The 26690-nt window shown below is 76.2% G+C and carries 27 protein-coding genes; 9 read left to right on the top strand and 18 right to left on the bottom strand.

Annotated features, from left to right (window positions below; all coding sequences use genetic code 11):
* Nucleotides 1-22 precede the first annotated feature (22 nt).
* Nucleotides 23-1393 carry an ADP-ribosylglycohydrolase family protein gene (locus tag MT994_RS00605; protein WP_354804631.1) on the bottom strand — a complete coding sequence of 457 codons (1371 nt, stop codon included), beginning with the start codon at nt 1391-1393 and terminating at the stop codon, nt 23-25.
* Between the two features lie 25 nt (nt 1394-1418).
* Here MT994_RS00605 and MT994_RS00600 point away from each other — a divergent pair, with 25 nt between their 5' ends.
* Nucleotides 1419-1916 carry a heme-degrading domain-containing protein gene (locus MT994_RS00600; protein WP_076404403.1) on the top strand — a complete coding sequence of 166 codons (498 nt, stop codon included), beginning with the start codon at nt 1419-1421 and terminating at the stop codon, nt 1914-1916.
* 5 nt (nt 1917-1921) lie between these two features.
* Here MT994_RS00600 and MT994_RS00595 read toward each other — a convergent pair whose 3' ends face one another.
* The 4 genes from MT994_RS00595 to MT994_RS00580 form a co-directional block, all read right to left on the bottom strand.
* On the bottom strand, nt 1922-2656 hold the full coding sequence (locus MT994_RS00595; protein ID WP_354804630.1) for an excalibur calcium-binding domain-containing protein: 735 nt from the start codon (nt 2654-2656) through the stop codon (nt 1922-1924).
* A 300-nt stretch (nt 2657-2956) separates the two neighbouring features.
* Entirely contained in the window at nt 2957-3484 is a 528-nt protein-coding gene (locus MT994_RS00590) for an Hsp20/alpha crystallin family protein (RefSeq protein WP_354804629.1), read from the bottom strand.
* 102 nt (nt 3485-3586) lie between these two features.
* The gene (locus MT994_RS00585; protein WP_354804628.1) at nt 3587-4552 is read right to left on the bottom strand and encodes a hypothetical protein; all 966 of its coding nucleotides are present in this window, start codon (nt 4550-4552) and stop codon (nt 3587-3589) included.
* Nucleotides 4549-5943 (bottom strand): exonuclease domain-containing protein, encoded by a 1395-nt coding sequence (locus MT994_RS00580; RefSeq protein ID WP_354804627.1) that lies wholly within the window; start codon nt 5941-5943, stop codon nt 4549-4551. The genes MT994_RS00585 and MT994_RS00580 overlap by 4 nt, the downstream gene beginning before the upstream one ends.
* A gap of 222 nt (nt 5944-6165) precedes the next feature.
* On the opposite strand from MT994_RS00580, the gene MT994_RS00575 reads away from it, so the two are divergent.
* Nucleotides 6166-7956 carry a M28 family peptidase gene (locus MT994_RS00575; RefSeq protein WP_144722126.1) on the top strand — a complete coding sequence of 597 codons (1791 nt, stop codon included), beginning with the start codon at nt 6166-6168 and terminating at the stop codon, nt 7954-7956.
* A gap of 111 nt (nt 7957-8067) precedes the next feature.
* The gene (locus MT994_RS00570; RefSeq protein ID WP_354804626.1) at nt 8068-9102 is read left to right on the top strand and encodes a hypothetical protein; all 1035 of its coding nucleotides are present in this window, start codon (nt 8068-8070) and stop codon (nt 9100-9102) included.
* A 3-nt stretch (nt 9103-9105) separates the two neighbouring features.
* Here the strand turns inward: MT994_RS00570 and MT994_RS00565 are convergent, their stop codons facing one another.
* The 8 genes from MT994_RS00565 to MT994_RS00530 all read right to left on the bottom strand — a co-directional run bounded on the left by MT994_RS00565 (nt 9106) and on the right by MT994_RS00530 (nt 17489).
* Entirely contained in the window at nt 9106-9789 is a 684-nt protein-coding gene (locus tag MT994_RS00565) for an SDR family oxidoreductase (protein WP_061267841.1), read from the bottom strand.
* A 110-nt stretch (nt 9790-9899) separates the two neighbouring features.
* Nucleotides 9900-10454 (bottom strand): PASTA domain-containing protein, encoded by a 555-nt coding sequence (locus tag MT994_RS00560; protein ID WP_354804625.1) that lies wholly within the window; start codon nt 10452-10454, stop codon nt 9900-9902.
* Between the two features lie 123 nt (nt 10455-10577).
* Nucleotides 10578-11894: an NAD(P)/FAD-dependent oxidoreductase gene (locus MT994_RS00555; RefSeq protein ID WP_228485103.1), complete on the bottom strand. Its 1317-nt coding sequence runs from the start codon at nt 11892-11894 to the stop codon at nt 10578-10580.
* Nucleotides 11895-12149: 255 nt separating this feature from the next.
* Nucleotides 12150-13943 (bottom strand): AMP-binding protein, encoded by a 1794-nt coding sequence (locus MT994_RS00550; protein WP_354804623.1) that lies wholly within the window; start codon nt 13941-13943, stop codon nt 12150-12152.
* Nucleotides 13944-14020: 77 nt separating this feature from the next.
* Nucleotides 14021-14911, bottom strand: a complete 891-nt coding sequence (locus MT994_RS00545) for an aminoglycoside phosphotransferase family protein (protein ID WP_354804622.1) — start codon at nt 14909-14911, stop codon at nt 14021-14023.
* Between the two features lie 28 nt (nt 14912-14939).
* Entirely contained in the window at nt 14940-16436 is a 1497-nt protein-coding gene (locus tag MT994_RS00540; protein WP_354804621.1) for an amino acid permease, read from the bottom strand.
* Nucleotides 16437-16565: 129 nt separating this feature from the next.
* Nucleotides 16566-16853, bottom strand: a complete 288-nt coding sequence (locus MT994_RS00535; protein ID WP_086149870.1) for a hypothetical protein — start codon at nt 16851-16853, stop codon at nt 16566-16568.
* 3 nt (nt 16854-16856) lie between these two features.
* Complete coding sequence (locus MT994_RS00530; protein WP_354804619.1) at nt 16857-17489, bottom strand: class I SAM-dependent methyltransferase; 633 nt, start codon at nt 17487-17489, stop codon at nt 16857-16859.
* 37 nt (nt 17490-17526) lie between these two features.
* Between MT994_RS00530 and MT994_RS00525 the strand changes: the two genes are divergently transcribed.
* Both MT994_RS00525 and MT994_RS00520 read left to right on the top strand, forming a co-directional pair.
* Entirely contained in the window at nt 17527-19068 is a 1542-nt protein-coding gene (locus MT994_RS00525) for an FGGY family carbohydrate kinase (RefSeq protein WP_354804618.1), read from the top strand.
* A 33-nt stretch (nt 19069-19101) separates the two neighbouring features.
* Complete coding sequence (locus MT994_RS00520) at nt 19102-19842, top strand: MOSC domain-containing protein (protein WP_194227338.1); 741 nt, start codon at nt 19102-19104, stop codon at nt 19840-19842.
* A gap of 3 nt (nt 19843-19845) precedes the next feature.
* Here the strand turns inward: MT994_RS00520 and MT994_RS00515 are convergent, their stop codons facing one another.
* Together MT994_RS00515 and MT994_RS00510 are read right to left on the bottom strand one after the other, a co-directional pair.
* A complete protein-coding gene (locus tag MT994_RS00515; protein ID WP_043659328.1) occupies nt 19846-20403 on the bottom strand; it encodes a PH domain-containing protein in 558 nt (185 codons plus the stop codon).
* Between the two features lie 22 nt (nt 20404-20425).
* Nucleotides 20426-21073 carry a histidine phosphatase family protein gene (locus tag MT994_RS00510; RefSeq protein WP_354804617.1) on the bottom strand — a complete coding sequence of 216 codons (648 nt, stop codon included), beginning with the start codon at nt 21071-21073 and terminating at the stop codon, nt 20426-20428.
* Between the two features lie 435 nt (nt 21074-21508).
* On the opposite strand from MT994_RS00510, the gene MT994_RS00505 reads away from it, so the two are divergent.
* The 3 genes from MT994_RS00505 to MT994_RS00495 all read left to right on the top strand — a co-directional run bounded on the left by MT994_RS00505 (nt 21509) and on the right by MT994_RS00495 (nt 23224).
* Nucleotides 21509-22135: a DinB family protein gene (locus MT994_RS00505; protein WP_354804615.1), complete on the top strand. Its 627-nt coding sequence runs from the start codon at nt 21509-21511 to the stop codon at nt 22133-22135.
* A 48-nt stretch (nt 22136-22183) separates the two neighbouring features.
* On the top strand, nt 22184-22882 hold the full coding sequence (locus MT994_RS00500; protein ID WP_021483014.1) for a DsbA family oxidoreductase: 699 nt from the start codon (nt 22184-22186) through the stop codon (nt 22880-22882).
* Between the two features lie 162 nt (nt 22883-23044).
* A complete protein-coding gene (locus MT994_RS00495; protein WP_021483013.1) occupies nt 23045-23224 on the top strand; it encodes a hypothetical protein in 180 nt (59 codons plus the stop codon).
* A 78-nt stretch (nt 23225-23302) separates the two neighbouring features.
* Here MT994_RS00495 and MT994_RS00490 read toward each other — a convergent pair whose 3' ends face one another.
* Both MT994_RS00490 and MT994_RS00485 read right to left on the bottom strand, forming a co-directional pair.
* A complete protein-coding gene (locus MT994_RS00490) occupies nt 23303-24313 on the bottom strand; it encodes a DNA-3-methyladenine glycosylase 2 family protein (RefSeq protein ID WP_354804613.1) in 1011 nt (336 codons plus the stop codon).
* A gap of 156 nt (nt 24314-24469) precedes the next feature.
* Nucleotides 24470-25057 carry a ribonuclease H gene (locus MT994_RS00485; protein ID WP_076404413.1) on the bottom strand — a complete coding sequence of 196 codons (588 nt, stop codon included), beginning with the start codon at nt 25055-25057 and terminating at the stop codon, nt 24470-24472.
* Nucleotides 25058-25341: 284 nt separating this feature from the next.
* Between MT994_RS00485 and MT994_RS00480 the strand changes: the two genes are divergently transcribed.
* Nucleotides 25342-26088 carry a DedA family protein gene (locus MT994_RS00480; protein ID WP_144679781.1) on the top strand — a complete coding sequence of 249 codons (747 nt, stop codon included), beginning with the start codon at nt 25342-25344 and terminating at the stop codon, nt 26086-26088.
* A 171-nt stretch (nt 26089-26259) separates the two neighbouring features.
* Here the strand turns inward: MT994_RS00480 and MT994_RS00475 are convergent, their stop codons facing one another.
* Nucleotides 26260-26640, bottom strand: a complete 381-nt coding sequence (locus MT994_RS00475) for an FKBP-type peptidyl-prolyl cis-trans isomerase (RefSeq protein WP_043659735.1) — start codon at nt 26638-26640, stop codon at nt 26260-26262.
* Nucleotides 26641-26690 lie beyond the last annotated feature (50 nt).

Genomic DNA, 26690 nt, shown 5'->3' with positions numbered 1-26690 from the left:
GGAGCGCGAGCGCGCTGCCGGCTCAGGCGGGGTCGTCGAGCGGCTGCACGACGACCCCGCCGAACCGGGCCTCCTGCGCACGGAGTGCGACGCCGTCGATCCAGACCCTCCCCGCGAGCACGTCGGACGATGCGGGCGAGCCGTCCGGGCGCTGCGCGGTGTACCCGCCCGTGAGGCTCGCGTTGGCCAGCACGACGGGACGGCCCGCCTCGTCGGTGACGTCCTGCGCGCACCACCCGCACACGTGACGCGGGTAGCGGGGGTTCTCGCGGAGCAGCGTCCCGCACAGCGGGCAGTGCTGCACGGGGCGCGCGTCGCCGTCGGGCAGGACGAGCGCCTCGGAGCGCACGAGGCCGCCCTGGGCGGTGCGGCGCGCCAGCGCCGTGAGCACGCGGCGGCCGATCCCGGGCCAGCCGTGGACGGCCGCGGACCACTCCTCGGGCACCGCGCGGGCGCCGTACCGCGCGCCCAGCAGGCTGCCCGCGATCGCCGCGACGGTATCGGTGTCGCCGCCGACGGCGACCGCGGCCTGGAGCGCCGCCACCAGGTGGTCCCGGCCCGCGAACCGCGAGCGCTCCGGCGGGGACGTCGTCGCGATCGCGCGCCACGCCGCCTGGAGCGCGGTCACCGTGAAGCCGTTCTGCCGGAGGTCGGCCTCGGGCCGGGCGGACTCCGCGTCCGCGACCCACGACGACCAGCGCGCGGCGGCCTCCGCGTCGAGCAGGTCGAGGCCGGCCCGCACGTCGAGCCGCTGCTCGGTCACCGCGACGCGCACGGCCTCCGACCACAGCACGCACGACTCGGCGGCGAGCGGGTCGGTGTGCGTGATCTCCGCGACGGCGCGCGCCGCGCGGGCGGTCGCGTCCCGGTCGCCGAGCGCGACGAGCCCGACGACGCCCGTCCGCATGAGCGCGCCGTTCCCCGCCGTGCGGCCGGTCGCCGCGTGCAGCGCCGCGGACGCCTCGCGCAGCCGAGTCGCGGCGGGACCACGGCGGGCGGCGGCGTCGCGCAGCACGGCGGCGGTCTGCGTCCCGACGTCGGACGCGCCCCCGGTGCGCCAGGCCTCGAACGCGGCGGCGACGTCGTCGAGCGGCGCCGCCCCGAACGCGTCGGGCACGGGGGAGAGGACGTCGTGCGCGGCCGTCACGCGCGCGACGCACACCGACATCTGCGTGTCGTCGCTCCACTCGCCGGGCGCGTACGGGCCGAGCCCGCCCCCGCGCATGACCGCGACCTCGTCGCGGTGCCCTGGCCCGGGCGGCTGCGCGAACTCGTACGGCACGCCGAGCGCGTCGCCCGCCGCCTGCACGAGCAGCACCCCCGACGCGCGGTCGAGCAGGCCGTGGTCGAGCGGGTCGAGGGGTGCCGGGCGGGGAACGGGCGTCGTCGTCACGTCGCGATCGTGCCACGATGACCGCATGACGACGCCCGACGACCTCGCCGCCCTCGTCGCCTCCGTCGAGGCCGACGAGCGCGACCTCGTGCTCCGCACCTTCACGCACGACGACGCGTGGCGGCTCGGCTGCCTCCTCGTCGAGCTCGCCGACGAGCGCGACCTGCCCGTGACGATCGACGTCCGCAAGGGGCCGCAGCAGGTGTTCCACGCCGCGCGCGCAGGCACGACGCCGGACAACGACACGTGGGTCGAGCGCAAGGTGCGCGTCGTCGAGCGGTTCGGGGCGTCGTCGTACCTCGTGGGCCTACGGGCACGGGCGACGGGGACGTCGTTCAACGAGAAGCACGACCTCCCGCTCCAGGAGTACGCCGCGCACGGCGGCGCGTTCCCCGTCCGGGTCGAGGGCGTCGGGATCGTGGGCGTCGTCACCGTGTCCGGGCTCGCGCAGGGCGACGACCACGCGCTCGTCACCGAGGCGCTGCGGTCGTTCCTCGGTCGCGCGGGCGCGACCGAGGGCTGACGCACCTACTCGCAGGCGACGCCGTCGCCGTCGCGGTCGAGCTTGGGGGCGTAGCCGGGCTCGCCACGGAGCAGCGGAGCAGCGCCGGCGGCCCGCACCGCGTCGCAGTTCTGGTAGTACGTGGACGTGCTGCCCCCGGTGTCCGCGTCCCCGACCGGGGCGCTGGGCCGGGACTGCTGGGTCGAGCGGGCCGCGGCGGCGGCCGCCTCCGCCTGGGCGACGGCCGCCTCACGGCCCTCGACGTCGGACACCCGGGTCGCCAGGTCGGCCTCGACGGTCGCGACCGCACCCTCGCGCGCCGCGACATCGGCCTCCGACGTCTGGAGCGCCGTCGCCCGCTCGTCCAGCTCGGTCTGGGCCGCCTGCGCGGCGGCCGTCTGCTCCTCGAGCGCGGTCCGCTCGGCGTCCAGCTCGGCGCGCTCGCCCTCGACCGCGTCCTGCTCGTCGGCCGCCTGCGCGACGAGGGTCCTCGCCTCGTCGAGCGCCCGGCCCGAGTTGCCCTGTCCGACCAGCAGCCCGACGACGAACAGGGCGACGCCCGCTGCGGTCAGCAGGGCCGCCCGGCGCCCGCGTCGAGGCCGCGCGGTCCCGGTCGACGGTGCGGTGGTGGTGTCCTCGACCCAGAACGTCCAACCCTCCGGCGCGGACGGCCAGGCAGGGTCCGGGGCCCAGCCCGGCTCGGGGCGCCAGTCCCCGGGGGCCACGGGCCAGCCGGGAGGGGCGTTGAATCTCAGGGCCATGCGTCGTCCTCGTCTCGCGGTCGCCGCGTCGACGTCGACGGGCACGACCGAACCCTCCTGGGGGCGTGAGGTGAACGCTAACGCGCGGTCAGCCGCCTCGGGGAGGGCGGGACGGGGTGAAAGGACGTCAGACACCCGGTCGGGGACGTCGGTCCCGTGAGCCGGTCCCGTGAGCCGTGCGAGAGAGCGGTCGGGGCCGGCACCACGAGGGTGCCGGCCCCGCCGTCCGACCGCGCAGGGGCGTGCGCGGCCGGGTCGGAGGGCCGGCGCGACGTCGGGCGTCGCGCCGGCGGTGCGGCGTCAGGCCGCGCGCGTGACCTCGATGCGCTGGGGAGCGCGGCCGGCGAACACGCCGGCGACGGTCACGGTGAGCACGCCCGCGTCGTAGGACGCGCGGACGGCGTCGGCCTCCGCGGTCTTCGGCAGGGTGACGGTGCGGCGGAACTCGCCGAACCGGACCTCGCGGACGCGGCGCCCGGCCGGGGCGGCCTCGGCCGCCTCGTCGGTGCCCGCCGCGGGCTGCTCGCCCTCGGCCTGCTCGGCGTCGTCGGGCGCCTCGTCGGCCGGAGCCTCGACGACGCGCTGGTCACGACGCTCGCCGCGGACGACGAGCCGGCGACCCTCGAGCTCGACGGTGACGTCGCGCTCCGGGTCGACGCCCGGCAGGTCGAAGCGGGCGACGAGGTCGTCGCCCTCGCGGTAGACGTCGGCGGCGGGCGCGAAGCCCGTCGGGGCGACGCCCGAGCCGGACGGGCGCGCCCAGAGCTGGCGCACGAGCCGCTCGGTGGGGAGCGGACGGAACGGCGCCACGGTGTAGGTGCTGATCATGGTGGTCCTCCAGGTCGGTCGTGCCACGGGGGCCGTGGCGTCTGACCTGTGCAACCTTGAGCGTGCCCCGCTCAGTCCCGAGTTCGCGCACGACGAACGGCCTCAGCGCCGGCGCGCCGCCCGGCGGGCCTTGCGCGCGGCCGCGGCGCGCTCCTCGGCGGCGTCGAGCCGCTCGTCGACCGCGTCGAGCGCGTCCCGCGCGGCGGACTCCGCGTCCCGCGCGTCGCTCAGGCGGGCGCGCAGCGCCTCGCGCTCGTCGGCGAGCCGTGCGAGCTCGTCCTTGACGCGGGCGAGCTCGTCCTCCACCTGCCCGACGGCGTCCCTCGCCTCGCGCGTGCGGGCGTCGGCGTCGTCGCGCTCGGCCTCCAGCCGGTCGACCACGGCCGCGCTCTCCTCGACCTCGCGCTCGGCCGCCGCCTCGGCGTCCTCCTCGGCGTCGGCCGGGGGCTCCTCGTCGCCGTCGGTCGTCCCGCCGCCGTCCGTGACCGCGCCCGTGCGCGCGCGCAGCTCGACGACGTCGGCCGGCTCGCCACCCTCGTCGACGATCCCGAACCCGACGTGCTGGAGCGCCTGCGACAACCGGCCGGCCCGGACGAGCGCGCCCGCGTCCGGGTCCATGACCGCTGCCGTGAGGGTCTCCGCGAGCCGGTCGACCACCGTCCCGGACACCGCCCGGCCCGCGATCTCGCCCGCGTCGCGCACCTCCCCGACGACGCGCTCCACCCGCTCGCGCCGCAGCCGGTCGAGCGTGCGCAGGCGGGTGCGGTCGCGGTCGGCCGTCGCGTCGCGCAGCTCGTCCCCGAGGCTCACGAGCGCGGCGACGTCGTCCGGCCGCTCGCGCGCCACCTGGTTCACGACCCACGCCGCCACCGTCGGCTTCGTGATCCGGCCGACGCGCTCCGCACCGACCGCGTCGCCCGACGCCTTGATCCGCTTCGCGGCGGCCGTGCGCGCCACGACGAACTGCTCCAGCGGCAGAGCGAAGAGGTCGTCGACGAGCGCGTCGACGTCGACCGCGTCCTCGCCCGCCTCCTCGGTCGCGGCGCCCGTCGTCCTGCGCGTGCTCATGACGCCCAGCGTCGCACCCCGGGCTCGAGCGTGCGCCCGCTCGCGCCCTCGTGCGCGGCGAGCAGGCGCGCGAACGCCGCCTCGGTGACGACCGGGACGCCGTAGCGGCGCGCGGTGCGCGCCTTCGTCGAGAGGGAGTCGGGGTCGGCGGCGACGAGGAGCCGCGTGCGGCGCGTGACGTACGGCCAGGGGGAGAGGCCCGCGGCACGGACGTCGCGCTCCCAGGCCTCGCGCGTCCGCGACATCGAGCCGGTGAGCACGACCTCGTCGCCCGCGGCCAGCACGAACGCGGGCCGGGTCGGGACCGTGGCGCCCAGGACGGCGGCGCCCGGTGCCGCGGCACCCGGGGCCCCGACGTCCGCGACCGCGTCGACCAGGCGCGTCCCGAGCGCCGCCTCGACGGCTCCCGCGACGTCGTCGGCGTCGAGGCCGAGCTGCCCCGCGACCTCGTGCAGCGCCGGGTCGTCGCGCAGCGCCGCGCCCTCGTCGCGGTCGCCCGTGGCGGTCGTCCCGTCGAGCGCGTCGAGCTCGGCCCGGGCCAGTGCGGCCAGGTAGTCGCGGTGCAGGGTCTCGACCGTCGCGCGGTCGAGCCCGGCGTGCCGAGCCTCCGCGAGCAGCGTTGCCCGCTCGGCGTGCGAGACGTAGCGGTCGAGGAGCGCGTCGTCGAGCAGGCGCAGGTACGTGCCCACGTCGCGCCGCGCGTCCGCTCCCGGGGCGCCGGGCGGGGACGGGTCCGGAACGGCGGGACGGTCCGCGAGCGCCGCGAGCCAGTGCCCGCGGGCGCGGCTCGCGCCGCGCAGCACCGGCTCCGCGCCGGGTAGGGCGGCGGGCAGCGACCAGCGGACGCCGTCCGCCGCGGCGCGCGCGACGGCCCAGCACTCGTCGTCGCCCGCGACGTCGAGGTAGTACCCGAGCAGCCCCGCGGTGGCGCGCGCGTCGCCCAGGGCCGAGTGGACGCCGTCGTGCACGACGCCCACGGCCGCGCAGCACGCAGCCAGCGCCCGCGAGCCCGTGAGGTAGCGGCTCGCGAGCTGCTGCGTGCACAGGCACGCGACGGGGTCGATGGCCGCGGCGATCCCGGCGCGCCCGATCTCGGCGCGCAGGAAGCGCGTGTCGAACGCCGCGTTGTGGGCCACCAGCACGCGCCCGGCGAGCAGGCGCAGGAGCGCGGGCGCGACGCGGTCGAACGTCGGGGCGAGCGCGACGTCCGCGGCGGCGATGCCGTGCACGTGCTGCGGCCCGAGGTCCCGCTCGGGGTTGACCAGGGTGGACCACTCGTCCTCGACGCGACCGGCGTCGTCCACGAGGACGACCGCGACCTCGGCGACGCGGTCGCCGAGGCGGGGGGAGAACCCCGTGGTCTCGAGGTCGACGACGGCGAATCCGGGCACGGGCACAGTCTGCCCGACGTCGCCCACGACCTGCCCCGGCGCCGCGGCCGTTACGGTCGTGTGAACTCCTCACGCTCGTGCCGCCCGGGGGTTCCGCACGCGGCCCGGGAGGCATACGCTCGCGAGCACACGAGCCTCCGCAGCGTCGCGTCTCGTGTGCGACTCGGCCGCACCCCGACACGACCGGGGGTGGTCCGCGGGGGCCACTGTCGAGGAGGATGCGTGAGACCACGAACGATCGTCCCGTCCGCAGCGGTAGCGGGCCTCGTGCTCGCGGCGCTGACCGCAGTTCCCGTCGGCGCCGAGCCTCTCGGCGCCGCGTCCGGCACGGCCGCCGGCAGCCTGCGGGCCGCCGCGGCACCGCCCCCGCTCGAGGACCTCGTCACCGGCGATGCGGTCATGCAGCGGCTCCAGGACTTCCAGGACATCGCGGACGCCAACGGCGGCAACCGCGCGCTGGAGACGCCCGGCTACGAGGCGAGCGCCGTCTACGTCGAGGACGCCCTGCGGGCCGCGGGCTACGAGCCCGAGCGCCAGTACTTCACGTTCGAGGACCTGGAGACCGACGAGCTGTCCCTCACGGCGGCCGGCGTCGAGGTGACGTCGGACGTCTACCCGGCCGAGTTCGCGCCCGACACCCCGGACGACGGCGTCACGGGCCCGATCGTGCAGCCCGCCGACGCGCTGGTCCAGGGCTGCACCCCGGACACGTGGGACGGGGTCGCCGTGAGCGGCGCGGTCGCGCTGATCAGCCGCGGCTCGTGCCCGTTCGCCGACAAGGCGCTGTACGCGGCGCAGGCCGGTGCGGCGGCCGTGATCCTGTACAACAACACCGACGGCGCGCTGAGCCCGACCCTCGGTGCCGAGAACGACGCGTGGGTCCCGACGGTGGGCATCACGCAGGCCGCGGGCCAGCAGATCCTCGCCGCGATCGCGGGCGGCGCGGAGCCGGTCGCGACCTACGACCTGCAGACCCACGTCGAGGAGTTCGAGACGTTCAACGTGCTCGCCCAGACCCCGGGCGGGCGCGACCACAACGTCGTCATGGTCGGCGCGCACCTCGACGGCGTCGAGGACGGCCCGGGCATCAACGACAACGGCTCCGGCTCCGCCGCGATCCTCGAGGTGGCGGTCCAGCTCGCGGCCGCGACCGACGGCGGGCAGGACGTCGAGAACGCCGTCCGGTTCGCGTGGTGGGGCGCCGAGGAGGTCGGCTTGCGCGGCTCGACCCACTACGTGAGCGACCTCGCCGCGAACGACCCGGCCGCGCTGGACGACATCGCGACGTACCTCAACTTCGACATGGTCGGCTCGCCGAACTACATCATCGGCGTGTACGACGCGAACGAGTCGACCTACCCGGCCCCGGTCGAGGTCCCGCCGGGCTCGGCCGAGACGGAGGCGGTGTTCACCGACTACTTCGACGGCATCGACCAGCCGTGGGTCGACACCGAGTTCTCGGGCCGCTCCGACTACCAGGCGTTCATCGAGAACGGGGTCCCGGCGTCGGGCCTGTTCACCGGCGCGGACGGCTCGAAGACGGCCGAGGAGGTCGCGATGTTCGGCGGCACCGAGGGCATCTTCTACGACCCGAACTACCACTCGCCGGCGGACACGATCGACAACGTCGACGCGACCGCGCTCGACATCATGTCGCGGGCCATCGGGCACGCCGTCGCGGCGCTGTCCGAGGACACGTTCGCGATCAACGGCGTGGGCAACCCGCGCATCGACGCCGTCGAGGCGGAGGCGCGGTGCCTCAACGGCACGGCGTACGTCGCCGTGCGCGGCGCCAACGGCGAGGACGCCCCCGCGGACGTCCGGCTCATCACGCCGTTCGGCGAGAAGAAGTTCAGCGCCCTCGCGCCGGACAAGAACGCGTACCAGTCGTTCAGCACGCGCGCGTCGTCGGTCGCGGCGGGCACCGCGACGGTCGCGGCCTACCAGTGGCGCGGCGGCGACCCGGTGTACCAGCGGTACGACGTGGCGTACGACGCGATCGACTGCGGCTGACGCCTCCGCGTCGACCTGACGGGCGGGGCCGTCCTCCACGGGAGGGCGGCCCCGCCCGGTCTACGCTGGCTCGCGGTGCGCCGACGTGAGGTGCGACGGACGGGGGGCCACGTGGCGAAGGAACCGTTCCTGACGACGACGGACGACGAGCCGGGAGAGGGCCCCGACCTGCCCGGCACGACGTCGGGCGACGGGCGCAGCACGCTCGCGCGGCTGCTCGGCGAGAGACGTCTCCTGCGCGTCCCCGCCCTCCGGGCGCTGCCGCGACCCACGCTCCCGCGGCCCTCGTTCCCGCTCCCCGGCCGTCGTGCGCGGCGCGACGACGGCGACCCGGCGCCCGAGGCGGTTCCTGGACCCGACCTCGACACCGCGCTGGAGGACGCGCTCGTCGAGGCGCTCGCGGACGACGCTGACGTGGCCGACGGCGCCGACGGTGGGTTCGACGACGTCGTCGCGGAGTGGGTGCGCCGCGTGATCGCCGCCTACCCCCGCCCGACGTACCCGCTCGAACGCGAGTGGGACGTGTCGGTCCAGGGGGTCGTGCGGCTCGTCCCGTACGTGCCGCGGTTCGCGACGGCGCCGCTCGCGCTGCTCGACCGGTTCGGCGCCGTGACGGTCGGCCCTCGGCGGGTGGGCCTCGACGGCAAGGACGTCGACTGGGACCGCGTGGTCGAGGTCCGCACGGCGCCCGCGTGGACGTGCCTGTCGGCCGAGGCGCTGGAGGTGAACCTCGCGCAGTACGTCGTGGCGCTGCCCCCGCTGCCCGGCCGGGCGTGGGTGCTGGGCAAGATCAGCGAGCTCCTGCTCTCGCTCTACCTCGCCGTGCTGCCGCCGGACGCGGACGGTGACGACGTCCTCGCCGACGCGCCACCGGACCGGATGTTCGACCGCGTGGTCACCGAGGTCGTCTACCGGCGGCGGTTCGGGACGGGCGAGGCGCGGGCGAGCACGACGTCGGTCCTGCTCCAGCTCGCGCTGCGCGGCGCGACGGACACGATCGTCCGCACGGCCGCGGAGCGCGGGGTCGACGTCGTGCACGTGAAGGCCGAGGAGACGAGCATCGGGTCGGTCGTGGCGCGCGCGGCGACGTGGCGCCGCACGGCGCTCGACCTGCGCGAGCGGGTGGACCGGCGCCTCGGGCGCTGACGGCTATCGATCGAGCGCCTCGAGGACCGGGGTGTCGCCCGCGGTGAAGCGGATGAACCGGCCCACGGTCGAGGGCGTGCGCAGCGCCTGGGCGACCACCATCGCGACGTCCGCCCGCGAGACGCGGGAGGCCGCGCCGTCGGGCACGTCGTCTGCGCCGTCGAGGCCGTCCGGGCCGTCGCCGACGACGCGGATCGCCCCGGTCGGGTCGTCGTCGGTGAGCGTGCCCGGCCCGAGGACGGTCCAGTCGAGGTCGGTGCCGCGCAGGTGGTCGTCGGCGGCGAGCTTGGCGTCGGCGTAGGCGAAGAAGCTCGAGTCGGGGTCGACGCCGTGGTCGGGCACCGACCCGATCCACGACACCATGACGTAGCGCGGCACCCCGGCCGCGACGGCCGCGTCCATGGTGCGACTGGCGGCGTCGCGGTCGACGGCGTAGGTGCGCTCCGGGTTCCCGCCGCCCGCCCCGGCGGACCACACGACGGCGTCGAACCCGTCGAGCGCGGCGGCGATCTCCTCGGTCGAGGCGTGCTCGACGTCGAGCAGGAGCGGCTCGCCGCCCAGCCGGCGGACGAGCGGGAGCTGTTCCTCGGCGCGCACGATCCCTGTGACGGTCGCGTCGTGGTCGACGAGGATCGGGACGAGCAGCCGGCCCACCTTGCCGTGGGCACCGACGAGGGCGATCTTCATGCGGCGGACTCCTGTCTGTGGAGAGTGGGAGTCCACCGTCCTCCGTCGTCGTCCGCGCCGCCACCCGGGGCGGCCGGGCCCGGGTGTGACGGGACCCGGTCAGGGGCGCGTCACGGGCACTGCTTCGCGTTCGGTGCGGCGTCGAGCGTCACGGTCTGCGAGGCGCGCACGAGGTCCCCGCCCTCCGGGTCCTGCGCGCACACCGTCCAGCCGTTGGCCGCGCCGGGCAGGGCGCCGGCCCGCACGTCGCGCGCGTCCACGACGACGACCGTCACCGCCCCGCGCTTCTCCAGGTCGGCACGCGCCTGCTTGAGCCGCGTCTCGACGAGGTTGGGCATGGAGAACGCCGGCTCGATCTCGACCGAGACCTCGACCCCGTCCGAGCTGCCCGGCTCACCGGGGCCGCCCGTCGGCTCCCCGGTCGGGTCCGGCGTCGGCTCGACGGTCGGCTCGGAGGTGGGGGTCGTCGTCGGCTGCGACGTGGGCGACGGCGACGGGCTCCCCGGGCCGCCCGGCAGCCCGTCCACGCGGCACCCGGCGAGCGCGGTCACGGCCACGACGGCGAGCACGACCGCCCGTGCGCGTCGCGGTGCTCCCACGACCCGCGGCCGCGCGGCGTCGCGCGTCCCGTCGTCGTGCTTCCTGGTGCTCGTCCGGTCCGTCATCGCCGACGGGTCCGTCATACGTCCTGCCACTGCACCGCCCCCGGTTGCCCCCTGAAACTGCTTGCGTGATCGAGGGTACGCGACGGGTGCCCGGTTGGCCCGCGCGCGGGCTGCCGTCGGGCGTCAGGGGCGCCCGGTGCCGGTGCGCTTCGGCGGCCGGACGGTCGGCACGTCGCCGACGATCGGGATGGGCCGACGGTGGAACGGGAAGCCGTAGCGCGTGACCAGACCGGCGAGCGTCGTGAGGCGGTTGCGCGGCCCGATGAGCCCCATGATGTGGACGAACAGCCACGCGAGCCACGCGACGCCGCGCGTGAGCCGCAGCCTCCCCACGACCTCGGCGATCGCCGCGCGCCGGCCGATGACCGCCATGGTGCCCTTGTCGAAGTACCGCAGGGACGTCGTCGGGCGCCCGGCGAGGAGCGCCTCGATGTTCCGCGCGACCTGCTCGCCCGACTGGATCGCGGGCTGCGCGAGCTGCGGCAGCCCGGCGGGCGAGATCGCGATGTCACCCGCCGCGAACACGCCCGGCAGGCCCTCGACCTGGAGGTCGTCGCCGACGACGACGCGCCCGCCCTCGCCGCGTGGCAGGCCCCAGTCGTCGACCTCCTCGTGGGGGTGGACCCCCGCCGACCACACCGTGAGGTCGGAGCGGATGCGCGTGCCGTCGGTGAGGACGACGGCGTCGGGCAGCACCTCCGCGACCCCGGCACCCAGGTGCAGGCCGACGCCGCGACGGCGCAGCTCCTCCGCCGCGTACCGGCGCAGCTTCGGGTGGAACGACTTGAGCACCTCGCCGCCGCGCTGGACGATCTTCACCTCGAACGCGTCGCCGTGGATCTCCGGGTAGGCGGGCCGCAGCCCCGCGGTGCGGAGCTCCGCGAGCGCCCCCGCGACCTCGACGCCCGTCGCGCCGCCGCCGACGACGACGACCCGCAGCCCCTCGTCCTTGCCGGGGTTCGCCGCGGCCTTCTCGAGGCGGATGAAGAGCGTGTCCCGGATCTTCATGGCCTGGGACCGCGAGTACATGGGGAACGAGTTCTCCTTGGCGCCCGGGGTGCCGAAGAAGTTGGCCGTGACGCCGTTCGCGACGACGAGGTAGTCGTAGTCGACCCACTCGTCGTTGAGGAGGCGGATGCGGCGCGCCTCGTGGTCGATGCCGACGAGGTGCTCGTGCACGACCCGCACGTTCTTCTGCTTGAGCCGCAGCCCGCGCAGGAAGTAGGTGACGTCGCCGGGGTTCAGGCCGCCCGTCGCGACCTGGTAGAGCAGCGGCTGGAACGTGTTGTAGACGCGGCGGTCCACGAGCGTCACGCGCACGGGCGCCTTGGCGAGCCCCTTGACGACGGCGAGCCCGGCGAACCCGGCGCCGACCACCACGACGTGCGGCAGGGGGGCGGCGGCTGCCGGTGCGGGGGCAGCGGTGACGGGCTCGGGCACGTGGCCTCCTCGGGGCGACGGGGTGGGAGAGCGCCGGTGCCCGCCCGACTGCGTCGCGGACGTCGCCGACGACGTGTGCCAGGTTACGGCGAACCCCGCCCCCACGCCGAACAGGCGCCCGGCCCCCGAGGGAGAGCCCTGGTCGCGCGAGGTAGACCCCTGGTCGGGCGAGGTAGAGGCATGGTGGTGACCACGCCTCTACCTCGGCGGACCGGGCTCTACCTCGCGCGCCCGGCGTGCGGGTGTGCGTCGCGGTCAGGAGCGGTGGTGCTCGACGTCGTCGCGGCCCAGGAGGTCCTCGCGGACGACACGGCGCAGCACCTTGCCGATCTGGGACCGCGGCAGCTCCGGCACGACGGCGAACGTGCGGGGCAGGGCGTACCGGGCGAGGCGCTTCTCGCCCCACTCGCGCACGGCGGCGAGGTCGACGCGCGGGGGCGAGGCGGCGTCGTCCGCGTCGTCGAGCACGACGACGGCGGCGACGTGCTCGTCGGACCCGGAGCCCGGCACGCCCACGACGGCGACGTCCCGCACGCCGGGCATCCCGCGCAGGTGCTCCTCGACCTGCGACGGGTACACCTTGAACCCGCCGGTGACGATCATCTCCTTGATGCGGTCGACGAGCGTGACGAGGCCCGCGTCGGGGCCGTCGAGGGCCACGCGCACGACGTCGCCCGTGCGGAGCCACCCGTCGTCGAGCAGCTGGTGGGCGGTCTCCTCGGGGCGGTTCCAGTAGCCGCGGAACACCTGCGGGCCGCGGACGAGCAGCTCGCCGCGCACGGTGCGCACGCCGTCGTCGGACGGCTCGGACGGCTCGGCGTCGCGCAGGTCGCCCGCGTCGAGCGCGTCGGCGTCGACGACGCGGATCTCGGTGCTGGGGAACGGGAGCCCGAGGGTGCCGGGGCGGCGGTCGTCGGAGCACGGGTTGCCGAGCGAGATCGGTGACGTCTCGGTCATGCCGTAGCCCTCGATGAGCAGGCCGCCCGTCGCGTCCTCCCAGCGCTGCGCCGTCTCCGCGGTGATGGGCATCGCGCCGGCGAAGGCCAGGCGGATCGAGGTGAGGTCGGAGCCCGCGCCCGGGGCGTCGGCCGCGGCGGTGACGATGCGGTCGAACATGGGCGCGACGCCGGGAAGGAACGTCGCGGGCCGCCGCGCCTGGGCGGCGACGAAGGCCTGCGGGTCGAACTTGGGGAACGCGACGAGGGTCGCGCCGACGCGCGCCGGCAGGGTGAGGCAGAACGTCAGGCCGAACGCGTGGAAGAAGGGCAGCACGCCGTAGACGGTCTCGGCGCCCTCCTCGAACGACGCCCACGCCTGGCCCTGGACCACGTTGGCGACGAGGTTGCGGTGCGTGAGGACCGCGCCCTTCGGGGTGCCGGTCGTGCCGCCCGTGTACTGCAGGAGAGCGACGTCGTCGGCGGCGGGGTGCGGCAGCGCCGGGGGGAGGGCCCGCGCGCGCCGGACGAGGTCGTGCCAGTCGGGTACGCCGGCCGGGAGCGGCGTGCGCAGGGCCTCGCGCTGCGCCCGGGCCCGGGCGACGGGCAGGCGCAGCGCGAGACGGCTGCCGCGCGGCAGGTCGCGCGCGATGTCGAGCCCGACGACGCGCCGCAGCCCGGGCACGTGGGCGCGCGCCTCGAGCACGGCCGGGACCGTCTTGGTCCACACGACCGCGACGCTCGCGCCGGAGTCGGCGAGCTGGTGGGCGAGCTCGTCGGCCGTGTACGTCGGGTTGTGCTCGACCACGACGCCGCCCAGCCGCTCGACGGCGTAGAACGCGACGACGTGCGACGTCGCGTTGGGCAGCACGAGCGCGACGCGGTCGCCGCGCCGGACGCCGAGGTCGTGCAGGGCGCTCGCGGCGCGCTCGACCTGCGCCACGAGCTGCGCGTACGTGGTGGTCGCGCCGAAGAAGTCGACCGCGACGCGGTCCGGCCAGCGCTCGGCCGCGCGGTAGAGGGCGGCCGTGACCGGCTCGTCGGGGACCTCGACGTCCGTCGGGACGCCGGGGGCGTAACGGTCGGTCCACGGCCTCGTCGCCAGAGTGTTCACTACGCCACCGTAACCTACGGTTGCGTAGGTTGTGTGCGGCAGCGGTGCCGAGCCGGGGAGGGCGCCGCGACGAGATGTCAGCCCGCGAGGACGCGGTCGAGCGCCGCGCGCCCCACGGGACCCCAGTGGGCCTTGCCGCCGGGCAGTCCGCGGTCGCCGTTCTGCCCCATGAGCAGGAGGAAGAGGGCCTTGAGCGCCGCGAGCCCGCGGGCACGCCGGACCGTCGCGTCGTCGGCCGGCGTGTAGGCGTCGAAGAACCGCGCCGCGAGGCCGGCGGGCAGCAGCACCCAGGCCGCGGCGAGGTCCCACGCCGGGTCGCCCGCGAAGAGGTCGCCGAAGTCGACGACGCCCGCGAGCGTCCCGGCCGCGACGACGACGTTCGCGGGGTGCAGGTCCCCGTGCACCCACACGGGCGGACCCTCCCACGCGGGGGCCGCGACGGCGTCGGCCCAGACGGACCGGACGGCGGCGGCGTCGTCGGGGGCGACGGCGCGCAGGAAGCCCTCGAAGCCGTCCGTGACGTCGCGGGGGTGGGCGCCCCGGTCCGTGGACGACGGCGCGTCGGCGGGTGCCGCGACGTGCAGCGCCCTGAGGAAGCCCGCCAGCGCGTCGGCGGCGTGCTCGCCCCGGGTGATCGTCCCGTGGTCCAGCGGCTCGCCGGGGACCCAGGTCATGACCGTCCAGTGCCGCGGGAGACGCGCGGACGGCTCGCCGTGCCGCACCGGCGTCGGCACGGGGAGCGGCAGGCGCGGCGCCAGAACGGGCAGCCACCGCCGCTCCTTGAGCTGGAGCTCCGGCGTCGGGTCCATGCGCTGCACCCGGACGGCCAGGTCGTCCCCCAGCCGCCACATCTGGTTCCCCCAGCCGCCGGCGACCTCGCGGAGCGGCAGCCGGGCGAGGTCGGGATGCTGCTCCGCCAGAGCCTCGCGGACGAGGTCGGCGGTGATCGGGGTCTCCGGGGCGCTCATGCGCGCCCACGGTACCGACGCGTCGGCGCTACGTGGCGACGTCGCCCTTCAGCGGGTCCCGGCCCGCGACGGAGTGCCGGTAGCCGTAGAACCCGTAGATGATCAGCCCGACCACGACCCAGCCGAGGAACCGCAGCCACGTCAGGGTCGTGAGGTTCGCCATGAGCCACAGGCACGCGACGCCGGACACGATCGGCAGCACGGGCGACCACGGCACCTTGAACGAGCGCTGCAGGTCGGGCCGGGAGCGGCGCAGGATCGGGATGCCGAAGCTCACGAGCACGAACGCCGAGAGCGTCCCGATGTTGATCATCTCCTCGAGCAGCTCCACCTGGGACAGCCCGGCGATGAGCGCGACGACGACCCCGACCCCGACCTGGAGCCGGACCGGCGTGCGGTAGCGCGGCGACGTGCGGGAGATGCCGCGGGGGAGGAGACCGTCGCGGCTCATCGCGAAGACGATGCGCGTCAGACCGAGCAGCAGCACCATGATCACCGTCGTCAGGCCGATGAGGATCCCGACGGAGATGACCCGCCCGGCCCAGTCGGCCCCGACGATGACGAACGCGGTGGTGAGCGACGGCGCGTCGGACGCCGCGAGCTCGGTGTACGACACCATGCCCGTCACGACGAGCGTGACGAGGATGTAGAGCACCGTGACGATCGCGAGGCCGCCGAGGATGCCGCGCGGCAGGGTGCGCTGCGGGTCCTTGGCCTCCTCGGCCGTGGTCGCGACGACGTCGAACCCGATGAAGGCGAAGAACACGAGCGCCGCCCCGGCGAGGAGGCCCATGACGCCGTAGGTCGTGGGCTCGAGACCGGTGAGGAACCCGACGAGCGGCTGCTCGAGGTTGCCCTGCTCGGGCGCCGGCTGCGCGGGCGGGACGAACGGCGTGTAGTTCGAGGCGTCGACGAAGAAGAACCCGACGACGATGACGAACAGGGTGATGGCGACCTTGATGACCGTGAACACGCTGTTGACGCGCGTGCTCAGCTTCGTGCCGAGCGCGAGGAGCGCGGTGAACACCGCGACGATGAAGACCGGGCCCCACTCGAGGTCGACCGGGCCGAGGGGGATCGTCAGGGGGAGGTCGATGCCGAACAGCCCGAACGCGTCGCCGAGGTACACGCCCCAGAACTTCGCGATGACCGCGGACGCGAGCAGCATCTCGAGGATGAGGTCCCAGCCGATGATCCACGCGACGAGCTCGCCCATGGTCGCGTAGGAGAACGTGTAGGCGGACCCGGCGACGGGCAGCGCGGACGCGAACTCGGCGTAGCACATGACGGCGAGCGCGCAGACGATCGAGGCGATGACGAACGAGACGATGACGCTCGGGCCGGCGTAGTTGGCCGCGGCCGTCGCGCCGACGGAGAAGATGCCGGCGCCCACCGCGACGGCGACGCCGAGCACCGCGAGGTCCCACGCGGTGAGCTCGCGCTTGAGCGAGCGCTCGGGGTCGTCGACGGCCGCGAGCGAGTCCTCCACGGACTTGCGGCGGAACAGGCCGGTCCTGGTGGTCACGGGTGCGCCTCCCGGCGTCGGGGTCAGCCCCGTCCATTGAACCGGCCCCCGGACCCGGTCGCGCGGCGACCGTACCCCCTCGGACCCGGCGGGTCCGGCGGGAGGCCGTCGCGCGTCGTCGGCCGCTGCTCAGGCGGGGTGCCAGCGCGCTCCCCAGCGGCGGGTCAGGCGCCCGCCCGACGTCGCCGCGTGGGCCCGCACGCCCGCCTCCACGGCGTCCGCGACGCCGTGCGCGGACGCGTCCGTGTCGGCGAGGAAGCGCACGGTGACGCGCGCCTCGCCGCGGACGACGCCGACGTCGTACGCCTCGACGGTCGTGAGGGCGCGCGCCGCGTCGGCGGCTGCCGGCAGCACGGCCTCGGGGTCGGCGCCCGGGTGCAGGAGGCCGACGGCGAGGGTCACGCGGTAGGACGGCACGGCTCAGGCCACGCCGGTCCGGGCCGCCGCGTCGCTGAGCACGGCCACGAGGAAGTCGGCGTCCGGGGTCCAGGGGCGCAGGTCCCACGTCGCGAGCGCCAGGTCGAGATGCAGCCCGGCGTCCGTGGCGTCGGCGAGGAACTGCTCGGGCGGGTACCCGCGACCGGTGCCGAAGCCCACGACGGCGCGACCGCCGGGCGCGAGGTGGGCACGGAAGCGGCGCAGCACCTCCACCTCGGTGCCCGGCGCGAGGAACGTCACGACGTTGCCCGCGCACACGACGAGGTCGAACGGCTCGGTGACGCCCTCCGCGGGCAGGTCGAGCTCCGCGAGGTCGCCCACGCGCCAGTCGGGTCCCGGGTGGTCGGTCCGCGCGGCGTCGATCAGGACGGGGTCCACGTCGACGCCCACGACGGCGTGCCCGCGCGCGAACAGCTCGGCGCCCACGCGCCCCGGCCCGCAGCCCGCGTCGAGGACCCGGGAGCCGCGCGGCAGCATGGCGTCCACGAGGCGGGCCTCGCCCGCGAGGTCGGCGCCCCGGGCGGCCATGGCCCGGAAGCGTTCGACGTACCAGGTGGAGTGCGAGGGGTCGGCGGCGGTCTTCTGCTCCCAGCGCGAGGGACGGGTGGCGCTCATGCCGCCGACGCTACCCGGGCGTGGGAGAGTCGGTCCCGTGACCTTGGTCCCCACCACCCTCGGCACCACCCTCGGCATCGACCTCGGGACGAGCGGGCTCAAGCTCGTCCTGCTCGGACGGGACGGGTCGGTCGTCGCGGAGGCCGAGGCGGCGTACGACGTCGAGCACCCGCGCCCCGGCCGCGCGGAGTCGGCCCCGGCGACCTGGACGACGGCGCTCGGCGCCGCCCTCGACGACCTCGCCGCCCGCGCGGCCGGGCTCGGCGAGGTCGCGGTGCGCGCGGTCGGCGTCGCCGGCCAGATGCACGCCGCGGTGCTCGTGGACGCGGCGGGGGGCGCCGTCGTGCCAGCCGTCCTGTGGACGGACGCGCGCGCGGCCGACCGGATCGACCGCTGGCGCGCGCTGCCCGACGCCGTGCGTGCCCCGCTCGCCAACCCCCTCGTGCCCGGGATGACCGGGCCCGTGCTCGACTGGTTCGCCGCGCACGACCCCGCGACGCTCGACCGCGCGGCGCACCTGCTGCTGCCCAAGGACGTCGTGCGCGCGTGGCTCGTCGACGACCCCGTCCTCCCCGTCGCCACGACCGACCGGTCCGACGCCGCGGGCACGCTCCTGTGGGACGTGCCCCGCGACGCCTGGGCGGCCGACGTCGTCGCGCACCTCGACCTGCCGGCCCGGCTCCTGCCGGGCGTGGCGCCGTCGGACGCCGTGGCCGGGACGACCGCCCGGCTCGCGCGGTGGTTCCCGGCGAGCGGGAGCGCGGTGCCCGTCGTGGTGGGCGGCGGGGACACCCCGGCCGCGCGGCTCGCCGTCGGGGCGCCCGGGCTGCACGTCAACCTCGGCACGGGGGCGCAGGTCATGGCCGCGCTCGACCGCCCCGAGCCCGTGCTCGACCCCCTCGTGCACACCTTCGCGGACACCGGCGCCGGCCCCGCCGCGCGGTGGTACCGCCTCGCGGCGGTGCAGAACGCGGGCCTCGCGCTCGGCTGGGCGCTGCGGGTCCTCGGGCTGGGCTGGTCCGACGGCCTCGCGCTCGCGCGGACCGTGCCCGACGGCGCGGGCGGCGTGACGTTCCTGCCGTTCCTCACCGGGGAGCGTGGCGGGGTCGCCGGTCCCGGCGCACGCGGGGCGTGGACCGGGCTGCGCGAGGACACGGGGCGGCCCGAGCTCGTGCGCGCCGCCGTCGAGGGCATGGTGTTCGCGGTCGCGGCGGCGGTCGACCTGCTCGACCCGGCGCCGGCGGCCTCGGCCGTGGCGCCCGTCGCGGGACCGCCCGTGAGCCGTCCGGAGGGCGAGCCGGGTGCGGTGGTCGTGACGGGTGCGGTGGTCGTGACGGGCGGCGGGTCGCGCGACCCGCTCGTGCGCCGGCTCCTCGCCGACGCGCTCGGCCGGCCCGTCCACCGCGTCGGGCTCCGCAGCGCGACCGCGGTCGGCGCGGCGCTGCTCGCCGCGCGCGGCACGGCCGACCCGGTCGAGCCGGTCGTCGCCACGGACGAGCCGGAGCTCCCGGGCCCGGGCCGGGCGGACGTCGTCGGGCACCTCGCGCGCTGGCGGGAGGCCGCCGCGGCCCTCGCGTGACGCACCCGGGGCCGACCCTGCGAGAATCGAGGGATGTCCACCGCAGCCGCCGTGACCACCGGGACCGCACCCGTCACGGACCTCGCCTCCAGCGCCCCCACGGGCGAGATCCTCGCGGTGTGCCGCGTGCACGCCCTCCTGCCGGACGCGGGGCCCGTCGGCGTCACGGCGATCGACAAGCGCCCCGTCGCCGGACCGGTGAAGGTGCGCCGGCTCGGGCTCTACGCGGACCTGCAGGCCGACCGCGCGAACCACGGCGGCGAGGAGCAGGCGGTGTACGCGTACGGGCAGGACGACGCGGACTGGTGGGCCGGCGAGCTCGGTCGCGACGTCCCGCCGGGCCTGTTCGGCGAGAACCTGCGCGTGGAGGGCATCCCGGTCACGGAGGCCGTCGTCGGCGAGCGGTGGGCCGTGGGCACCGCGCTCCTCGAGGTCACCCAGCCGCGCACGCCCTGCTCGACGTTCGCGCGCCGCCTCGGCGAGGACCGGTGGGTCAAGCGCTTCACGGTCGCGAACCGCACCGGCGCGTACCTGCGCGTCGTGCAGCACGGCGAGCTGCGCGCGGGCGACGCGGTGACGGTCTGCTACCGGCCCGAGCACGGGGTGACGCTCGCCGACTGGTTCGGCGCCTGGAACGGTCGCGGCGCGGACCCCGAGCGCGCGGCCGGGCTCGCGCGCCGCCTCCTCGCCGCCCACCTCGAGGGCGACGTCACGCTCACGGACGAGCTGCGCGCCCGCGCCGAGATCGCGGCCGGACGCCGGATCGAGGACTGAGCGTCAGCGCTCCGCGCGCGGGATGCGGGGGCCGCGACGGCCGCGGGGCGGCTCGTTCGGCGGCCACTCGCCGTCGTCGGAGCCGTCGTCGGCGGTGAAGAGCAGGTCGTGCAGGCGCACCTGGACGTTCTCGACGTCCGGCACGTCGTGGAGGTTCAGGCCGGGCTTGTCGGTCGCGTCCGAGATGACGAGGGTGCCGCAGCCGAAGATCCGGTCGATCGGGCCCTTCTCGTAGTTGACGTCGTTGATCCGGTAGAGCGGGATGTCGCGGCCGGTGCGCGTGATGATCCCCGAGCGCATGGCGATGCGCTTGTTCGTCACCGTGTACTCCGTGGTGCGCCAGCGCAGCCACGGCACGAACACCCAGACCACCGCCGCGACCAGCGCGAGACCCGCCACGACCCACCGGACGACGTCGTTCGGCACGAGCAGGACCGTGACCACGACGGCGGCGACCAGCACGAGCAGCAGCACGAACGGCCAGAACAGCGCCTTGGCGTGCTCCTTGAGCTCCATGACGACGTGCTCGCCCTCGGTGAGGTGCTTCTCGCTCAGTCCCATGGGCAGCATCGTGCCACCCGCGCTACCCCTGCGCGGCCAGGTTCCAGCCCTCGACCGTGCGCAGCCCGTGCCCGTAGCCGAGGAGGCAGATCGCCGCGGTGCCGAGCTCGAACCGCGCGCCCAGGGCCGGGTCGAGCCCGAGCCAGACCGTCGCGAGGACGCGGAGCAGGTGGCCGTGCGCGAACAGCACCACGTCGTCGCCGTCCTGGAGCGTCGGCTCGACGCGCCCGAGCACCCGGGCGGCCCGCGCCGCCACCTGGTCGAGCTCCTCGCCGCGGTGCCCGTCCGGCGCCGCGAGGACGTTCACGCCGTCGCGGAAGAGCAGCCACTCGCGCCCGAGCTGCTCCCCGACCGCGACCGACGTGCGCCCCTCGACGGGCCCGTAGTCCCACTCGGCGAGGTCGTCGTCGGTCGTGGCGGCGGGGAAGCCCGCGAGGTCGGCGGTGCGGCGCGCCCGCTCCCGGGGGCTCGTGAGCACGACGGCGGGGCGCCGCCCCCGGTGGTCGGCCCACGCCTGGAGCCACACGCCGGCCGCGACGGCCTGCTGCTCGCCGGCCACGGTGAGCGGGACGTCCGAGCGGCCCGTGTGGCGCCCGCTCGCGCTCCACTCCGTCTCGCCGTGGCGGACGAGGACGAGCTGCGGGTCGGGGGAGGGGGCGGTCGGGGTCACGGGGCGGCCTTCCTGCGCGGGGGTTCCTCAGCAGGATCACCCCGGCGCGCGGACGGCGCGCGGCGACGGCCCTGCCGGGCGGTGCCGGGGCCTCGACCGGCGGGCGCAGTCGGGTCAGTCGGGGATGCCGTCGAGACCGTTGACCGCGAGGAAGACGACGAGCGCGCCGAGCAGGACGACGGCGAACCCGGTCGCGACGAGCAGGACGGTACGGGGGCGGACGCGCACGAGGACTCCGGGCCTGGGGGACGGGCGGGCCTCCCCATTCTCGCGCAGCGCCGCGGCGGTGCGGTCCGTGGGTGCGGCCCCCGTTGACACGTCTGGCGGGGCCCGGCAGGGTGGCCGGACGCGCGGTCGGGACGACCGCGCGGACGAGGACGTCGGCGACCGCGCCGCGGCGGGACGCCGACGCGCCGGTCCGGGGGAGGAACCGCGATGGTGCACGAGACGGCGGACGGGCGGACCGCGTACGGCAGCCCGGAGTTCGACTGGTCGATCCTCACGGTGCCGACGGCGCTCGCCGTCGTGCGGGGACAGCTCGGCTTCTCGTGGCTCGAGCTGAGCGACCGGCTCGCGACGCTGACGCAGGCGGAGCTCGAGTGGGAGCCGGGCCCGGACGCGCTGCGGGTCGTGCGGCGGGGGTCGGAGCGCACGCCGCGCACGCTCGGTGCGGGCGAGTGGGTGATGGAGTGGCCGGAGGGCCCGGACTCGCCGCAGCCGCGCACGGTGGCGTGGCTCGTCGCGCACCTCACCGAGGCGTTCTTCGAGCGCTGGGAGTGGACGTTCGGGCCGCACGAGCGGCGCCGAGACGCGGTGACCTTCTCGGGGGAGGTCGGGCCCGCCGTCGACGGGCTGCGGCACGAGGTCGAGCGGTGGCGCGCGGGCGTCGACGGCCTGCCCGAGGACGGAGCGTTCACGGTCGGGCTCGGCCAGGCGACGGAGATCGACGCGCAGGCACCGTTCGCCCACCTCGTCGCGCACATGAACCGCGAGCTCGTGCACCACGGGGCCGAGATCATGGTGCTCCAGGACCTGTACTGCGCGACGCACGGCACCGACTGACCGCCCGCCGCGGGAATCGCGCGGCCGCCCAGATGGTTGAAGCGTCACATGACCACGAACAGCCCCGCGCCCACGGACGCCGCCGCCCCCACGGTGAAGATCGACATCTGGTCCGACGTCGCGTGCCCCTGGTGCTACGTCGGCAAGCGACGCCTCGAGACGGCGCTCGGCCGCCTCGCGGAGTCGGGTGACGGGCCGCAGGTCGACATCGAGTACCACTCGTTCGAGCTCGCGCCCGACACGCCCGTCGACTTCGACGGCACCGAGGTGGACTTCCTCGCCGGGCACAAGGGCATGCCGCGCGCCCAGGTCGAGCAGATGCTCGGGCAGATGACGCAGCTCGCCGCGGCCGAGGGGCTGCGCTACGACTTCGACGCGCTCCAGCACACCAAGACGCTCACGGCCCACGAGCTGCTGCACCACGCGAAGGCGCACGGCAAGCAGGTCGAGATGAAGGAGCGGCTGCTCAAGGCGTACTTCGAGGAGGGTCGTCACGTCGGCCGCGTCGAGGAGCTCGCGGACCTCGCGGCGGAGGTCGGGCTCGACCGCGCCGAGGTCGTCGCGGCGCTCGAGGACGGGCGCTGGGCCGACGACGTCCAGGCCGACATCGACCAGGCGCGCGCCTACGGGATCAACGGCGTGCCGTTCTTCGTGGTCGACGGGCGGTACGGCGTCTCGGGTGCGCAGGACCCGGCGGTGTTCGTCCAGGTGCTGCAGCAGGCCGTCGCAGAGCGTGACGCGGCCTGAGCCGCGGCGTCCCGGACGACGTCGGGATGCGACGTGGAAGCGACGCATCTCACACCCGGTGCGGTGGAACTGCGACTCGGTATCACCCAGACTGGACGCAGCCCGCACCGACGCCGGCCCACACGTGCACCGGCGCCCGTGAATCCCACGAGGAGGCCTCAGATGACGGACACGACCACGAACCTCTACCACTCCATCGCGAACCCGCGCCGCACGACGCTCATGACCGTGAGCGCCGCGGACGCCGCCGCCCCGCACCGTGAGCCCGCGCCGGGCCTCACGCTCGTGGGCGCCGACGACGCCGCGGTGTGCGTCGACGGGTCGTGCGCGCTCCCCGAGTAACCGTGAGTGCCTGAGAGAGTCGCCGGAACGCCTCGTTCCGGCGGCTCTTTCCCGTACTCGGCGAGGGGCGGGGGCCGGTCAGTTGCGGCGGTGGTCCTGGATCGACAGGCGCGGGCCGCGCCGCGGGGCCTGCGCCCGGCCGGAGACCTCGAGGAGCCGCACCACGCGGTAGCGGTGCGGCGCGTACGGCGCGAGCAGCTCGAGCATGCGCTCGTCGTCGACGCGCTCGCCCACGAGCGCCCACCCCACCGCCTTCGCCAGGTGGTAGTCGCCCACGGACACGGCGTCCGGGTCGCCCAGCGCCCGCTGCGCGACCTCGGCCGCCGTCCACACGCCCACGCCGGGCACGGCCTGCAGCCGCGCGTGCGCGGCCGGAGCGCCCTGGACGTCGCGCAGGCGGTCGCACTCCTCGAGGCGTCGGGCGACGCGCGCCGCCGCGACGACCGTCCGCGCGCGGCCCGGGTCGACGTTCGCGCGGTGCCAGTCCCACGTGGGGACGCGCGCCCAGGTGGCCGCGTCGGGCACGACGAGCATCCCGGCGTCGCCCGCGGGCCCCGGGGCGCGCTCGCCGTGCCGACGCAGGAGCCAGCTCCACGAGCGCCACGCCGCGACGGACTGCACGCGCTGCTCGAGGATCGCCGGCACGAGGGCCTCCAGCACGCGCCCCGTGCGCGGGATCCGCAGGCCGGGGCTGCGGCGGTGGGCGTCGCGCAGCACCGCGGGCGGGGCGAAGCCCGTGTCGTCGTCGTTCTCGCCGAGCAGGCGGGGCAGGTCGTCGAGCACCTCCGCGGCGCCCGGCCCCCACGCGTGCCCGACGACGTCGCACGGCCCGGTCTGCACCAGCCGGTACGCCGCGGGCCCGGTCTCCGCGCGGGTCGTGCGCCACACGTCGCCGGACGGCGTGCGGCGGAACGTCGGGTCGTACGGACCGCGCGCGAGCCGGTCGAGCGTGAGGTGCAGGTCGAGCGGCCGCCCCGACCGGAAGCGACGCGCGAGCGGCGCGCCGGGCTGCGCCGTCGGCCCGGGCTGCGCGAGGTCGCCGACCGTGCGCTCGGCGGGCGCGCGGCCCGTGCTCGGCAGGACGGTCACCCGTCCATGGTCGCACCCGCCGCCGACGCCCGACCCCGCCGCCCTCACCGCTCCTCACCGCCCGGCCGTCGAGCACGACGTTGCTGGCGGTATCAGCCCGATCGCGACAGCAAGGTCGTGCTCGACCCGGAGCAGGGTCGTGCTCGGCGGGAGGGGTCAGTCGAAGAGGGTGTCCATGTCCCACGCCGGCTCGGGTGCGGCCTGCCGGGGCGCGGGTGCACCACGGTCAGCGGCGGCCGGTGCCGGCACGCGGCCCGGTGACCGGGTCGGGTCGCCGAGCTCGGGCACGAGCGTGCCGTCGAGGTCCCCGCGGCCCGCGGCCCAGTCCTGGGCGGCGAGGCCCGCGAGCTGGTCCGCGCGCTCGTTGAACGGGTCGCCCACGTGGCCGCGCACCCAGCGGAACCGGACGGGTCCCGCGCGCTCGGCGATGACCCGGTCGATCGCCTGGACGAGCTCGAGGTTCTTCACGGGCTGGCCGCCCGCCGTCCGCCACCCCTTGCGCTTCCAGGCGACCACCCACTCGGACGCGCACTTGATCGCGTACTGCGAGTCGGACTCGATGAGCAGCGGCTCCGCGCCCGGGTGGGCGCGCACCGCCTGGAGCAGCGCGGTGAGCTCGGCGACCTGGTTGGTCCCGCTCACGGCGCCGCCGGAGTCGAACGTGCCGTCGTGGTTGATCCACGCCCACCCGATGGCTCCGCCCGGGTTGCTCAGGCACGAGCCGTCGGTGCTGACAGTGATCACAGCGCTCCTCGATCACGGACGATCCCGCCCGCCGGCTGCGGCGCGGGGAGGCGAATGCGTCGGCGCCATTGTCCCCCGCCCGGGAGGGTCGTGGTGCACGTGTCCGACGACGCCCCTCCGGGAGGCGCGCGGCCCACCCCGCGCGGGCCGTTCCGGGGCGTCCCGGGACGGCGTCCGGGAACCCCGGCGGTCCCGGTCCGACGTCGTCGCTCGGGGTCGCCTCAGGGGAGAACCGGGGGGATACCCCATGGTGCGGCGGGGCGGCGCCGTCGAGGCTGGGACGCATGGTCGCGTGGGTCGTGGAGCTGTGGGGACAGGTCGAGTCGTGGTTGCTCGCGCTCGTGGACTCGGCGTGGGCGCTCCCCGTGCTCTTCGCGACGACCGCCGGCGACGGGTTCTTCCCGCCGATCCCGGGCGAGACGGTGATCGTCATGCTCGCCGTCGCGGCCCAGTCGGGCGGCGGGGTCGCGTGGGGGATCGTGCTCGCGGTCGCCGCGCTCGGCGCCTGGTGCGGCGACCAGCTCGCCTACGCCCTGGGGCGCGCGCTCGGCACCCGCGCCCTGCCCGCCCTGCGGGGCGCGCGCGGGCGGCGCGCGGTCGAGTGGGCCACGCGGTCCCTCGACCGGCGCGGCGCGTCCGTCGTGCTCGGGGCGCGGTTCGTCCCCGTCGGGCGCACGGCCGTCAACGTGACCGCGGGCGCGGTCGGGTTCTCGCGGCGCCGGTTCATGGCGTTGTCCGCCGTCGCCTCCGTGACGTGGGCGACGTACTCCGTGGTCATCGGGACGCTCGCCGCCGCGTGGGTCGGCGACAGCCCGCTGCTCGCCGTCGTGGTGGGCGTCGTCGGGGGCATCCTGCTGGGCGTCCTCGTCGACACCGTCGTCCGGCTCCGCGCGGCGCGGCGCGAACGGGCCCTCGCCTTGGCGACCGGCCCGGTCCCCGTTCCGGCAGCCGTCGCGGCGCTCGCGGTGCCGGGCGGCGCGCCCGAGGAGACGGACCCCGCCCTCGTCCCGTGCCCCGGCGCCGGGAGCTAGGGCCCGCCAGACCCGACCCGGGACGGCCGACCTGCCCCGCCCCGCCCCGACCCGACCCGCCCTGTGCCGGTCGACCCGTCCCGCGACGCTCGAGACGCCCCGGGAGGGCCGGGACGCACGAGGGCCCCGGTCGACGACCGGGGCCCTCCGCACGCTCTCGGGACGCGTCGGTCAGGACACGCCGAGCAGGTCGATGACGAAGATCAGCGTCTTGCCGGACAGGCGGTGCCCGCCGCCCGCCGGGCCGTACGCGAGCTCCGGCGGCACCACGAGCTTGCGGCGCCCGCCGACCTTCATGCCCGGGATGCCCTGCTGCCAGCCCGCGATGAGGCTGCGCAGCGGGAAGTTGATCGACTCGCCGCGGTTCCACGACGCGTCGAACTCCTCGCCCGTCTCGTACTCGACGCCGAGGTAGTGCACGTTCACGGTCGCGCCGGGCGTGGCCTCGGGGCCGTCGCCCACGGTGATGTCCTCGACGACGAGCTCGGTGGGCGCGGGACCCTCCGGGGCGTCGACCTCGGGACGGGACAGTCCGTTCTCTCCAGTGGTCATGCTCCGATCCAACCACGGCGACGGGCGCCCGGTCCGGCGTGCGGAGCCGA

The sequence above is a fragment of the Cellulosimicrobium sp. MI9406 genome, assembly GCF_040595865.1.
GTDB classification, from domain to species: Bacteria; Actinomycetota; Actinomycetes; order Actinomycetales; family Cellulomonadaceae; genus Cellulosimicrobium; species Cellulosimicrobium funkei.
The sequence above is the reverse complement of the archived record's forward strand: the minus strand, read 5'-3'. Positions and strand labels throughout refer to the sequence as shown.